The sequence below is a fragment of the Microbacterium sp. ER1 genome (assembly GCF_023383675.1).
In the GTDB taxonomy this organism is placed as follows: domain Bacteria; phylum Actinomycetota; class Actinomycetes; order Actinomycetales; family Microbacteriaceae; genus Microbacterium.
Map to the genome: position 1 here is coordinate 1 of NZ_QCXO01000006.1, position 12,587 is coordinate 12,587.

The following is a 12,587-nucleotide window of genomic DNA, read 5'->3' on the forward strand; positions in this document are numbered from 1 at the left end:
ACTCCGGAGCCCACGCCGACCCCCTCCCCCGCCTTCGCCTCCGAGGAAGAGGCCTTCGCCGCCGCCGAGGCCACCTTTGCCGAGTATGTCGACGCGCTCAACCACGTCGACACTCGCGACCCAGCTACCTTTGAGCCGCTCTTCGAGCTTTCCAGCGGCGCGGTCGAGGCAGCCGACCGCAAGAACTTCTCGCGGATGCATGCTGAGGGTCAGACGGTGAGTGGCGAAACCACCATCATCCACTTCGAAGGGGTGGCCAGCGAGGAACCCTACGAGCAGGTCCAGGCTTATGCGTGTCTCGACGTTTCCGATGTCGAAATCACGAACCAGGATGGCTCATCGGCAGTCACCGCTGACCGCCCCGACATTTACGCACTCGAGTTGGTGCTGTTGAGGAAGGCAGGAGGAACTCTAACTATCGACTCCGCCAACCAGAACGAGAGTGTTCGGTGTTCAGACTGATCGCATTGCTCGTGCTACTGGTTCCATCGGGTTCTGGCGCCGATTCACCTGGCTTCTCCGACTTCCTCGCGGGCACTGACGGGTCGAACGTGACCGTGTCAGCCCGCGGGCCGCTCGACAAGGGCTTGCAGCCCGAGACGGTGAATCCCTCCGCCCCAGAACCAAAACGCGAACCGTGCAAGACGGACACAGCGCTGAGCCGGTCGTGCGGCATGTACGGAGTGCGGGTGACGGAGGAGTCCGAGCACCCGCTCACGATCGAGGACCTCGCACGGTTCGCGCCGGACCCCGTGACGACGACAGCGGAGCCCGGGAACGCCGGCGTCGTGGGGATGGCGACGAACTTCGTGGCGACCGTCGCGGCACACACGGTGAGCGGCACACTCCTCGACCGGCCGGTGACGGTGCGCTTCACACCCGTGCGGGTCGTCTTCAACCACGGCGATGGAACGTCGGCCACCGCGCCGGACGGCGGCCGCACGTGGGCGACGCTCGGCCAAGCGCCCTTCACCGCGACCCCCACGAGCCACGTCTACACCCGACGCGGCACCTACACGACAAGGACGACGGTCGCCTATACGGCGGAGGTCGACGTCGGCGGGGGCTGGTTCCCGGTGTCCGGCGAGCTTTCGGTCGATGGCGCATCCAGGCAGATCCGCATCTACGAGGCGACCACCGCGCTCGTGGCACGGACGTGTGAAGAACGACCCGCGGCTGCGGGCTGCTGAGCACCCCGCGGGGCACGCTCTACCCTGAATCCATGACCCGCGCCGAACGCCTCATGCTGCTCGACACCGCCAGCCTCTACTTCCGCGCGTTCTACGGCGTCCCCGACAAGGTGACAGCCCCCGACGGCTCCCCCATCAATGCGGCGCGCGGCCTGCTGGACATGATCGCGAAGCTCGTGACCACCTATCAGCCGACCCACGTCGTGGCGTGCTGGGACGACGACTGGCGTCCGCAGTGGCGAGTGGACCTCATCCCCAGTTACAAGACGCACCGCGTGGTGGAGGTCGTGGCGGGCGCGCCCGACGTCGAGGAAGTGCCCGACCCGCTGGAGGCGCAGATCCCGCTGATCCGCGAGACGCTCGCGGTCCTCGGCATCCCGATCGTCGGCGTCGCCGAGCACGAGGCGGATGACGTCATCGGCACCCTCGCGACGCACGCGACGATGCCCGTCGACATCGTCACCGGCGACCGCGACCTGTTCCAGCTCGTCGACGACGAGCGCGACGTGCGTGTGATCTACACGGCGCGCGGCATGAGCAACCTCGAGGTCGTGACGGACGCCACTGTGGTCACCAAGTACGGGGTGCTCCCCTCGCAGTACGCGGACTTCGCGACGATGCGCGGCGATGCGTCGGACGGACTCCCGGGCGTCGCCGGGATCGGCGAGAAGACCGCCGCCACCCTGCTGCAGAAGCACGGCGACCTCGTCGGCATCCGGGAAGCCGCGGAAACGGGCGAGGGCATGAGCGCCGGCATCCGCGCGAAGATCCTCGACGCGCAGGCGTATCTCGATGTCGCCCCCACGGTCGTCGCCGTCGCCACGGAGCTCCCGATCACCGCTCCCGATGTCGCGCTGCGAGCCCTCACGCCGGACGAAGCGGCGGAAGCCACGGCCCTCGCCGAGCGCTGGAACCTCGGAAGCTCGATGACCCGGGCCGTCACCGCGGTCACCGCGGCCGCGAGCCAGATCACCGAGGGCTGACGCGGCCGGACCTCACTCCGCCCAGGCGAGGAGGCGCGACAGACCCCACGTCGTGACGATGCGCGACGCCGGCACCCCGGCGCGCTCCGCACGTTCGGCGCCGTGGTCCAGCAGAGAGAGCTGTCCGGGAGCGTGCGCGTCGGAGTCGATCGAGAAGAGGCATCCGGCCTCGAGCGCGATCGCGATGAGCTCGTCCGGCGGGTCCTGACGCTCGGGCCGCGAGTTGATCTCGACCGCCACCCCGTTCTCCGCGCACGCCGCGAACACCGCGGCGGCATCGAAGGCCGAGGGCGGGCGCGTGCCCCGGTCGCCCTGGACGAGCCGGCCGGTGCAGTGTCCAAGGACGTTCACCCGAGGATGCGAGACAGCCGCGATCATCCGCGCGGTCATCGCCCGTCCGTCCATGCGGAGCTTGGAATGCACCGAGGCGACGACGATGTCCAGGTCCGCGAGGAGGGCGTCCTCCTGATCGAGCGCTCCGTCTTCCAGGATGTCCACCTCGATGCCGGCGAGCAGTGTGAAGCCGTCCCCCGACTGCGCCCGCACCTGCGGGATCTGCTCGCGGAGCCGCTCCGCCGACAGCCCTCGCGCCACACGGAGGCGTGGAGAGTGGTCGGTGATGGCCTGGTACTCGTGGCCCTGCGCGCGGGCGGCAGCGGCCATCACCTCGATGGACGTCGTCCCGTCCGACCACTCGGTGTGGGCGTGCAGGTCTCCGCGCAGCTTCCCGCGGAGCACCGACACCTTCTCTGGTTCCACGTCGCCGCGGAGCTCCACGAGGTACTCCGGCACCTCTCCTGCCTGCGCCTGGCGGATGACGGCGAAGGTCGACTCCCCGATGCCCTTGGCCGCTCGCAGACGCGTCGGGTCGCCCTGCACGTCGGACGGAAGATCCTGGAACGTGGCCGCCGCCTGGCGGAACGCCTTGGCCCGGTAGCGCGACGCCCGCTCGCGCTCCAGCAGCGAAGCGATCTCGAGCAGCGCGTCGACCGGGTCCATGCTCACTCCTTCGGCGCGGCCAGCTCGCGACTGACGCCGATCCACTGATCCAGCTTGGCCAGGGCGCGCCCGTCGTCCACTGCGGCGGACGCACGGGCGAGCGCATCGCGGAGCCGCTCGAGGATCGGCCGCTGCACCTGGGTCGCGTCCTGCGACAGCTCGAAGGCGACGATGCCGGCAGCGGCGTTGAGGAGCACGATGTCCCGTACCGGCCCCTGCTCCCCCGCGAGCGTCCGGCGGAGGATCTCGGCGTTGTGGGCGGGAGAGCCGCCGATGAGGTCGGAGAGGTCGGCGAGCGGGATGCCGAGGTCACGGGGATCGAGGTCGTGCTCGTGGATGTCTCCACGGGTGACCTCCCAGATGCGGCTGTGCCCGGTGGTCGTGAGCTCGTCGAGGCCGTCGTCGCCGCGGAAGACCAGCGCCGTCGCTCCCCGGGTGCGGAAGACGCCGGTGATCAGCGGGACGCGCTCCATCTGGGCGACACCGACCGCGTTCGCCTCGGCACGCGCGGGGTTGCAGAGCGGGCCGAGCATGTTGAACACCGTAGGAACGCCGAGCTGCGAGCGGACGGCACCGGCGTGCTTGAACCCGGGGTGGAACGCCCCCGCCCAGGCGAAGGTGATGCCCGTCCGGTCGAGGATCGAGGCGACCGCCGCGGGGTCGAGGGAGAGCTCGAGGCCGAGTGCACCGAGGACGTCGGAGGAGCCCGAGGCCGAGCTCGCGGCGCGATTGCCGTGCTTGACAACGGGGATGCCCGTGGCACCGATGATGACGGCGGCCGTCGTCGACACGTTCACCGTCCCGACGCGGTCGCCGCCCGTGCCCACGATGTCCAGCACGTTCGGCGAGACCGGCAGAGGCACGGCCGCCTCGAGAATCGCGTCGCGGAAGCCGACGATCTCATCGATCGTCTCCCCCTTCGCCCGCAGAGCGACGAGGAATCCGGCGAGCTGCGCCTCGGAGACGTCGCCCTTCATGATCTGGCGCATGGCCCACGTCGACTCCCACACGCTGAGGTCGCGACGCTCCAGGAGAGAGGTGAGCACATCGGACCAGGTCAGGGAATCAGCCATGTGTGCGATCCTATCGGCGCGGAGAAAACGTGCAGATCGATCCGGGCGAGCGCGCAGCCCGCGGAAGAGCGACGTTTCCCGCGTATTCACCGGGTATTCGCAGTGTTTTCTTAGGGTCCCCTAAGTCCTCGACGGGCGAATCGAGGGGCGCGGGTGCAAGAATCACGCCCGCGGATCGGCCATAATGGAGGGGTGACGACCTCAGCGACGTATGCCCCGGCGGCGAGAACCATCAAGCGGCCCAACCCGGTAGCTGTCGGCACCATTGTGTGGCTCGGCAGCGAGGTGATGTTCTTCGCGGGACTCTTCGCGATCTACTTCACCCTCCGCAGCACTTCCCCCGAGCTGTGGGCCGACCGTACCGAGCTCCTGAACGTGCCGTTCGCGGCAGTGAACACGGCGATCCTCGTGCTCTCCTCGTTCACCTGCCAGATGGGCGTGTTCGCGGCCGAAGACCTGCAGCCGTACAAGATCGGCAAGGGCCAGAAGAACGGCGCCGGCCGCCGTCGCCTGTTCGGCTGGGGCATGGTCGAGTGGTTCTTCCTCACCTTCGCCCTCGGCGCGATCTTCGTGTCCGGCCAGGTGTGGGAGTACGCCCAGCTCGTCGCAGAGGGCATGCCCATCCAGGCGGACTCGTACGCCTCGGCGTTCTACCTCACCACCGGCTTCCACGCCCTCCACGTCACCGGCGGACTCGTCGCGTTCCTCCTGGTGATCGGCCGCGCGTACGCCGTCAAGAACTTCCGGCACAAGGAGGCGACCTCCTCGATCGTGGTGTCCTACTACTGGCACTTCGTCGACGTCGTCTGGATCGTGCTGTTCTTCGTTATCTACTTCCTGAAATAAGAGCGGAGCTGATCCCCGAGATGGCACGAGAGAAGAAGCGCCGTTCGAGCGGTCGTCGCAGCCCACTGGCGGCGGCCGCGCTCATCGGAGCAGGCCTCATGATCACCGGCGCGGTGTACGCGGGTGCGACCGCGGCATTCGCCGCCAACGACGCCCCCACGGCATCGACGCAGCTGACGGTCGAGGACGGCGAGAAGCTGTTCACGGCGAACTGCGCCACCTGCCACGGCCTCGACCTGGAGGGCACCCCCAACGGCCCGAGCCTCTACGGCGTCGGGGAGCTGGCGGTGGAGTTCCAGGTGTCGACCGGCCGCATGCCGCTGCAGATGCAGGGACCGCAGGCTCCGCAGAAGGAGCCGCAGTTCACCGAGGAGCAGATCCTCGCGATGGCGGCCTACGTGCAGTCCGAGGCCCCCGGCCCGACGTACCCCGCTGACGAGATCATCGACGGCGAGGGCGACGTGGCGCACGGCGCCGAGCTCTTCCGCGTCAACTGCGCGATGTGCCACAACGTGGCCGCCGCCGGTGGCGCTCTCACCGAGGGCAAGTACGCTCCGGCCATCACGGAGACCAGCGCGCTGCACATCTACGCGGCCATGGTCACCGGCCCGCAGAACATGCCGGTCTTCGGCGACATGAACCTGTCCGACGAGGACAAGCGCGACATCATCTCGGCTCTGCTCTTCCAGCAGCAGTCCGTCCAGATCGGCGGCTTCTCCCTCGGCTCGCTCGGACCGGTCTCCGAAGGCCTGTTCGTGTGGATCTTCGGTATCGGCGCTCTGGTCGCCATCACCGTGTGGATCACGGCGAAGTCCAACTGACGCTTATTCATCGAAGAGGAACGTACGAGGAGCACCATGGCACACGACGACGACTCGCAGGCTCTTGACAGGGCCTACCAGCCCTCTCCGGGGCTGGGTGTCGCAGTCAGCGATCCCGTGCAGAACCCCGGGCTTCCGCCGCACCGCGAGCGGATGACCGACAAGGACCCGCGCGCCGAGAAGGCCGCCGTCCGCACCGTCTACACGCTGTTCTACCTGTCGCTCGCCGGCAGCATCTGGGCGGTCGCCGCCTACATGCTGTTCCCGATCGAGAGCGGCGCTCTCATCGACATCCGTCAGAACAACCTCTTCATCGGTCTCGGCATCGCGCTCGCGCTGCTGGCCCTGGGCATCGGCGCGATCCACTGGTCGAAGGCCCTCATGTCCGACAAGGAGCACGTCGAGCTCCGCCACCCCACCCGGGGCAAGGACTCGACGCGTGAGGCGGCCATCAAGGCCTTCGCCGACGCCAACGAGGAGTCCGGCTTCGGTCGCCGCACGATGATCCGCAACTCGCTGTTCGCGGCGATCGTCGCGTCGATCATCCCCGGTGTGACGCTGTTCCGTGGCCTCGCCCCGCACTCCACGCCGGACGACCCCACCGCGGGCGACCCGGTCGCGCTGCTGAAGCACACGATGTGGGATGAGGGCATGCGCCTCGTCCGCGACCCCGACGGCACCCCCATCCGTGCCGCCGACGTCACGCTCGGCTCCGCTTTCCACGTGATCCCGGAGGACCTCGCGGAGCTCGGTCACGATGAGGGCTACCTCGAGGAGAAGGCCAAGGCCATCGTGCTGATGATGCGCCTCCGCCCGGAGCAGCTCATCGAGGCCGAGGACCGCAAGGACTGGTCCTACGACGGCATCGTCGCGTACTCCAAGGTCTGCACGCACGTCGGCTGCCCCGTCGCGCTGTACGAGCAGCAGACCCACCACCTGCTGTGCCCGTGCCACCAGTCGCAGTTCGACGTCACGGACCACGCGAAGGTCATCTTCGGCCCGGCCGCTCGGCCGCTGCCTCAGCTGCCCATCACCGTGGACGACGAGGGCTACCTCATCGCACGCAGCGACTTCACCGAACCCGTCGGCCCGAGCTTCTGGGAGCGCCATTGAGCACCGCAATGCTGTCCAAGGACGAGAAGGACTCCAAGGCGCCTCTCGGCGGCCGCTTCGTCGGCGCCGCGTCGAACTACATCGATGAGCGCACGAGCCTCTCCGGCTTCGTCAAGGAGCTCGGTCGCAAGATCTTCCCCGACCACTGGTCGTTCATGCTCGGTGAGATCGCGCTCTGGAGCTTCGTCGTCGTGTTCCTCTCCGGAACCTTCCTGACGTTCTTCTTCCAGGCCTCGATGGTCGAGACCCACTACACCGGCGCCTACGCCCCCATGCGCGGTATCGCGATGTCCTCGGCTCTCGAGTCGACGCTGCACATCTCGTTCGACCTCCGCGGCGGCCTCCTGGTCCGCCAGATCCACCACTGGGCCGCGCTCGTCTTCATCGCCGGCATCGGCGTGCACATGCTGCGCGTGTTCTTCACGGGCGCGTTCCGCAAGCCGCGCGAGCTGAACTGGGTGATCGGCTTCGTGCTGTTCATCCTCGCGATGGCCGAGGGCTTCACCGGCTACTCGCTCCCCGACGACCTGCTCTCGGGCAACGGTCTGCGCATCATCGACGGCATGATCAAGGGTCTCCCCCTGATCGGCACCTGGACCTCCTTCCTCCTCTTCGGCGGCGAGTTCCCGGGCACCGACATCGTGGGACGCCTCTACACCCTGCACATCCTGCTGCTCCCGATGCTGGTGATCGCCTTCATCGCGGTGCACCTGATGCTCATGATCATCAACAAGCACACGCAGTTCGCCGGCCCCGGCCGCACGAACGACAACGTCGTGGGCTACCCGATGATGCCGGTCTACATGTCCAAGATGGGCGGCTACCTGTTCATCGTCTTCGGCACCATCGTGCTGATCGCGACGTTCTTCCAGATCAACCCGATCTGGAACTACGGCCCCTACGACCCCTCCCCCGTCTCGGCCGGTACGCAGCCGGACTGGTACATCGGGTTCGCGGACGGCGCGCTCCGCCTGGCCCCGTCGAACTGGGACATCGTGTTCCTCGACCACACCTGGTCGTTCGGAATCCTGGCTCCGGTCGCCGTACTCGGTCTGTTCATCGTCATCGTCGCGATCTACCCGTTCATCGAGGCGTGGGTCACCGGCGACAAGCGCGAGCACCACATCGCCCAGCGTCCGCGCAACGCGGCCACCCGCACCGCGATCGGCGTCGCCGGCGTCATCTTCTACGCGGTCCTGTGGGCGGCGGCCTCGTCAGACCTCATCGCCACGCACTTCATGCTCACCATGGAAGGCGTCATCCACACGCTGCAGGCGCTGCTGTTCCTGGGCCCGATCATCGGCTACTTCGTCACGAAGCGCATCTGCATCGCGCTCCAGAAGAAGGACCGCGAGATCGTCCTGCACGGCTTCGAGTCCGGACGCATCGTCCGCCTCCCCGGCGGCGAGTTCATCGAGGTGCACCAGCCGGTCGACGTCTACGACCGCTGGAAGCTCATCGACGTCGACGGTTACGAGCCGCTGGTCGTCCGCCCGAACGCCAAGGGCCGCATCCCGTGGACGGAGAACCTCCGTTCTGCGATGTCCCGCTGGTTCTTCGAGGACCGTCTCGCCCCGCTCACGCAGGCCGAGATCGACGCCGCCGATGCGCACCAGCATCACGTCACTGCGGGGAACGAGGAGGCGGAGGCCGCCGAGATCCAGGGCGCTCACGAGCGTGCCGGGTTCCCGGACGCGCCGCTCACGGTCGACGAGACGCACGTCGACGAAACGCCGAACACACCCAGCACGGTGATCTCGACCGAGCCCGTCAAGAAGCCTCGGAAGAAGAAGTCGGAGGACGACGAGTAGTCGTCACTCCCCTTCGATGAAGGCCCCGTCCGTTAGGACGGGGCCTTCATCGTTCTCCCCTGATGAGAGGATCGTCTCATGTCTTCGGTCGTCCGCCTGCTCCGTGCTCCCCTCCTCGCCGACACCCCGTACGCGTACGCCGCCACCGCCCCCGCTGACGCGCGTCTGGTCTTCCTAGCCGGAGCCTGCCCGTTGGAGGACGATGGGACGACCACCGCCCCCGGAGACTACGCCGCTCAGGCGGCACGGTGTGTCGAGACGCTGCAGGGCGCGCTCACGGCTGCCGGCGCCACTCTGACGGATGTCATCAGCACGCGGGTCCTGGTGGCCTCCTCCGCGCAGCGGGACCTCGTCACGGCCTGGGACGTCGTCCACGCCGCGTTCGGGCCTCACGACGTCCCCAGCACCCTCCTCGGCGTGACTGTCCTCGGCTACGACGACCAGCTCGTCGAGATCGAGGCGGTCGCCGCTCTGCCCGCGGACCGTGCATGACCACCCTCATCCGACACGCGACGGATCAGGACCATGCCGTCCTGGAGGAGATCGAGCGCGCCGCTGACAGCCTTCTGACCGATCGCTTCGGTGCCGAGGACTGGCCCCCGCCGTCGACAGCCGACGACCGCCGGCGCGCCGAGGGATTCGTCCTGGTGGCCACCTCCTCCCCTACGACGGAGGCTTCCGGCGGACTCGAGGTGCCGGTCGGGTTCGTGCAGGTGCTGGAGGGACCCGGGTACGCCCATCTGGAGCAGTTGTCCGTCCACCCCGCCTCCGGTCGCCGCGGTATCGGTCGCGCCCTCGTCATGGCGGCCCAGGACGAGTCCCGCCGTCGGGGCCGCACACAACTCACGCTGCGCACATACGCGGACGTCCCCTGGAACGCCCCTTTCTACTCCCGCTGCGGCTTCACGGAGTCCACGCCGGACACCGACTTCCTCCGTGAGCTCGTCGCCGTCGAAGAGCGTCTGGGCCTGACCCGGTACGGACGGCGGATCCAGATGACCGCGGCGCTCTGACCGGCCACGACGGCAGGATTCGCGCGACGCACGACGGTATCCCTCGGTCGTCGGCGCCCGCGCGTCCCTAGTCTGGGCTCATGATCGATCGCCTTGACTACTTCGCCGCCCGCCTCGCCTTCGAGACCGACCCCAGCGACGTGCACGCCGACCGTGCCGCCGGCCGCGCTCTGGTCGTGGTTGACGTCCGCTCGAGCGAGGCGTTCGCTCAGGGGCGCGTGTCCGGCGCGCTCCACATGCCTCACAGCGAGATCGCGCACCGCGCCCCGGAGGAGATCCCGGCGGATGCCGAGGTCGTCGTCTACTGCTGGAGCCCCGGATGCAACGGCGGTGTCCGCGGCTCGCTCGAGTTCGCTCGTCTCGGCTATCGCGTGCGCGAGATGATCGGCGGTTTCGAGTACTGGGCCCGCGAGGGATATCCCGTCGAAGACGCCGAGGGTGTGCACCACCGTCCCGTCGACCCGCTGACCGGGATCCCCCGCATCCGCACCCGCGTGTGAGCGGATCGCAGGAACGACGAAGGCCCCCGGAGTGATCCGGGGGCCTTCGGGGTGTGAGGAGACTCAGCGGGCGAAGTTGCCGCGGTAGTACTCGTAGACCCAGCCGACGATCGCGACCACGAAGATCGCGAGACCGATCGGGAGGAGGAAGTGACCGACCGCCAGGCCGACGACGAACACTCCGGCGGAAGCCGCGAGCACCAGCGGCCACCAGGACCACGGGCTGAACTCGCCGAGCTCGGGGTCACCGTCGTCGATGTCCGACGTGAGGATGTCCTCGGGCAGCTCACCGTTCTGCGCCTTGTGCGTCCGGTCGAGGTAGAAGGCGACCATGGCGCCCATGAAGGCCGAGAAGAACAGGGCGACGGTACCGACCCACTCGACCTGGTTCACCAGCGGAAGCCCGGGGTGAGCCAGGATGTTCCAGCCCGTGTAGACGACGCCGACGAGGGCGAAGAACGCGGTCAGGACCCACCAGATGATGACGTTGTCGCGCATGGCTCAGTGGCCCTCTCGCTCGCCGGGTGCGGTGGTCGCGAACTCCGCGGCCTCCGGGTGGTTCAGGTCGAACGCCGGACGCTCGCTGCGGATGCGCGGGATCGACGTGAAGTTGTGCCGCGGCGGCGGGCACGAGGTCGCCCACTCCAGCGAGGCACCGTAGCCCCAGGGGTCGTTCACGGTGACCTTCGGCGCCTTGCGGGCCGTGATCCAGACGTTCAGGAAGAACGGCAGCATCGAGGCGCCGAGGATGATCGCACCGATCGTCGAGACCTGGTTCTGCCACGTCCAGCCGTCCGCCGCGGAGTAGTCCGCGTAGCGACGCACCATGCCGTCGACACCGAGCCAGTGCTGGATGAGGAAGGTCATGTGGAAGCCGACGAACAGCATCCAGAAGTGCACGTAGCCGAGGCGCTCGTTCAGCATGCGACCCGTCCACTTCGGCCACCAGAAGTAGAAACCGGCGAACATCGCGAACACGACCGTGCCGAACACCACGTAGTGGAAGTGCGCCACGACGAAGTAGCTGTCGCTGAGGTGGAAGTCCAGCGGCGGGGCCGCGAGGATCACACCGGTGAGGCCACCGAAGACGAACGAAACGAGGAAGCCGAGCGAGAACACCATCGGGGTCTCGAACGTCACCGAGCCGCGCCACAGCGTCCCGATCCAGTTGAAGATCTTCACACCCGTGGGCACCGCGATGAGCATCGTCATCAGAGCGAAGAACGGCAGGAGCACGGAGCCGGTGACGTACATGTGGTGCGCCCACACGGCGACGGACAGGGCCGCGATCGCGATCGTCGCGTAGACCAGGGTCTTGTACCCGAAGATCGGCTTCCGGCTGAACACCGGGAAGATCTCCGAGACGATGCCGAAGAACGGCAGCGCGATGATGTAGACCTCGGGGTGGCCGAAGAACCAGAAGAGGTGCTGCCAGAGCAGGACACCGCCGTTGGCCGGGTCGTAGATGTGCGCACCGAGCACGCGGTCGGCGGCGGCGGCGAAGATCGCCGCGGCGAGGACCGGGAAGGCCATCAGGATCAGGAGGCTGGTGATGAGCGTGTTCCAGCTGAAGATCGGCATGCGCCACATCGTCATGCCGGGAGCACGCATCGTGATGATCGTCGTGATGAAGTTCACCGCACCGAGGATCGTGCCGAAGCCCGAGATGCCGAGACCGAGCATCCAGAGGTTTCCGCCCGCTCCTGGCGAGAACGACGCGTTGGCCAAGGGCTGATACGCGAACCAGCCGAACGAGGCCGCACCCTGCGGGGTGAGGAAGCCGGCGACCGCGATGGTCGAGCCGAACAGGAACAGCCAGAAGGCGAAGGCGTTCAGACGCGGGAAGGCGACGTCCGGAGCACCGATCTGCAGCGGCAGGATCGCATTAGCGAAGCCGGCGAACAGCGGCGTCGCGAACATCAGCAGCATGATCGTGCCGTGCATCGTGAACAGCTGGTTGTACTGCTCCTTCGTCGGGACGATCTGCATGCCCGGCGCGAACAGCTCGGCACGGATCACCAGCGCCATCACGCCACCCAGGAGGAAGAACATCACCGAGGCGATGAGGTACATGTACCCGATCGTCTTGTGGTCCGTGGAGGTGATCCACTTGACGACGATGTTGCCCTTCTGCTCGACGCGGGAGGAGCTCATCAGAGCAGCCTGGCGCGCGGGCAGGGTGGTGGGACGGGAGCGAGGTGCCTCGTCGGTGCGAGGAGCTTCAGTGGTCGACATGGC

14 protein-coding genes are annotated in these 12,587 nt (G+C 67.8%); 10 read left to right on the top strand and 4 right to left on the bottom strand.

Annotated features, from left to right (window positions below):
* The 3 genes from BV453_RS00510 to BV453_RS00520 form a co-directional block, all read left to right on the top strand.
* Nucleotides 1–462 (top strand): hypothetical protein (locus BV453_RS00510; protein ID WP_249520593.1); only part of this gene is annotated, 462 nt, incomplete at its 5' end.
* Nucleotides 463–689: 227 nt separating this feature from the next.
* On the top strand, nt 690–1,190 hold the full coding sequence (locus BV453_RS00515; RefSeq protein ID WP_139833353.1) for a hypothetical protein: 501 nt from the start codon (nt 690–692) through the stop codon (nt 1,188–1,190).
* Between the two features lie 32 nt (nt 1,191–1,222).
* Nucleotides 1,223–2,173, top strand: coding sequence for a 5'-3' exonuclease (locus BV453_RS00520; protein ID WP_036293159.1), 951 nt, complete (start codon nt 1,223–1,225; stop codon nt 2,171–2,173).
* Between the two features lie 12 nt (nt 2,174–2,185).
* On the opposite strand, the gene BV453_RS00525 is transcribed toward BV453_RS00520, so the two are convergent.
* Both BV453_RS00525 and trpD read right to left on the bottom strand, forming a co-directional pair.
* The gene (locus BV453_RS00525) at nt 2,186–3,172 is read right to left on the bottom strand and encodes a PHP domain-containing protein (protein WP_025105055.1); all 987 of its coding nucleotides are present in this window, start codon (nt 3,170–3,172) and stop codon (nt 2,186–2,188) included.
* A 2-nt stretch (nt 3,173–3,174) separates the two neighbouring features.
* The gene (gene trpD / locus BV453_RS00530; protein ID WP_025105056.1) at nt 3,175–4,245 is read right to left on the bottom strand and encodes an anthranilate phosphoribosyltransferase; all 1,071 of its coding nucleotides are present in this window, start codon (nt 4,243–4,245) and stop codon (nt 3,175–3,177) included.
* A gap of 288 nt (nt 4,246–4,533) precedes the next feature.
* Between trpD and BV453_RS00535 the strand changes: the two genes are divergently transcribed.
* The 7 genes from BV453_RS00535 (at nt 4,534) to BV453_RS00565 (ending at nt 10,349) form a co-directional block, all read left to right on the top strand.
* Entirely contained in the window at nt 4,534–5,091 is a 558-nt protein-coding gene (locus BV453_RS00535; protein WP_231729617.1) for a heme-copper oxidase subunit III, read from the top strand.
* A gap of 20 nt (nt 5,092–5,111) precedes the next feature.
* Entirely contained in the window at nt 5,112–5,912 is an 801-nt protein-coding gene (locus tag BV453_RS00540; RefSeq protein ID WP_025105058.1) for a c-type cytochrome, read from the top strand.
* Nucleotides 5,913–5,948: 36 nt separating this feature from the next.
* On the top strand, nt 5,949–7,025 hold the full coding sequence (locus BV453_RS00545; protein ID WP_025105059.1) for a ubiquinol-cytochrome c reductase iron-sulfur subunit: 1,077 nt from the start codon (nt 5,949–5,951) through the stop codon (nt 7,023–7,025).
* 8 nt (nt 7,026–7,033) lie between these two features.
* Nucleotides 7,034–8,836 carry a cytochrome bc complex cytochrome b subunit gene (locus BV453_RS00550; RefSeq protein ID WP_249520600.1) on the top strand — a complete coding sequence of 601 codons (1,803 nt, stop codon included), beginning with the start codon at nt 7,034–7,036 and terminating at the stop codon, nt 8,834–8,836.
* Between the two features lie 78 nt (nt 8,837–8,914).
* On the top strand, nt 8,915–9,328 hold the full coding sequence (locus BV453_RS00555) for a RidA family protein (protein WP_062766851.1): 414 nt from the start codon (nt 8,915–8,917) through the stop codon (nt 9,326–9,328).
* Nucleotides 9,325–9,849 (top strand): GNAT family N-acetyltransferase, encoded by a 525-nt coding sequence (locus BV453_RS00560; RefSeq protein WP_062766854.1) that lies wholly within the window; start codon nt 9,325–9,327, stop codon nt 9,847–9,849. Before BV453_RS00555 ends, BV453_RS00560 begins: the two co-directional genes overlap by 4 nt.
* Nucleotides 9,850–9,929: 80 nt before the next feature.
* Entirely contained in the window at nt 9,930–10,349 is a 420-nt protein-coding gene (locus BV453_RS00565) for a rhodanese-like domain-containing protein (protein ID WP_126892923.1), read from the top strand.
* Between the two features lie 63 nt (nt 10,350–10,412).
* Here the strand turns inward: BV453_RS00565 and BV453_RS00570 are convergent, their stop codons facing one another.
* Together BV453_RS00570 and ctaD are read right to left on the bottom strand one after the other, a co-directional pair.
* On the bottom strand, nt 10,413–10,847 hold the full coding sequence (locus BV453_RS00570; protein WP_126892922.1) for a cytochrome c oxidase subunit 4: 435 nt from the start codon (nt 10,845–10,847) through the stop codon (nt 10,413–10,415).
* A gap of 3 nt (nt 10,848–10,850) precedes the next feature.
* On the bottom strand, nt 10,851–12,584 hold the full coding sequence (gene ctaD, locus BV453_RS00575) for a cytochrome c oxidase subunit I (RefSeq protein ID WP_025105065.1): 1,734 nt from the start codon (nt 12,582–12,584) through the stop codon (nt 10,851–10,853).
* Between the last annotated feature and the right edge of the window lie 3 nt (nt 12,585–12,587).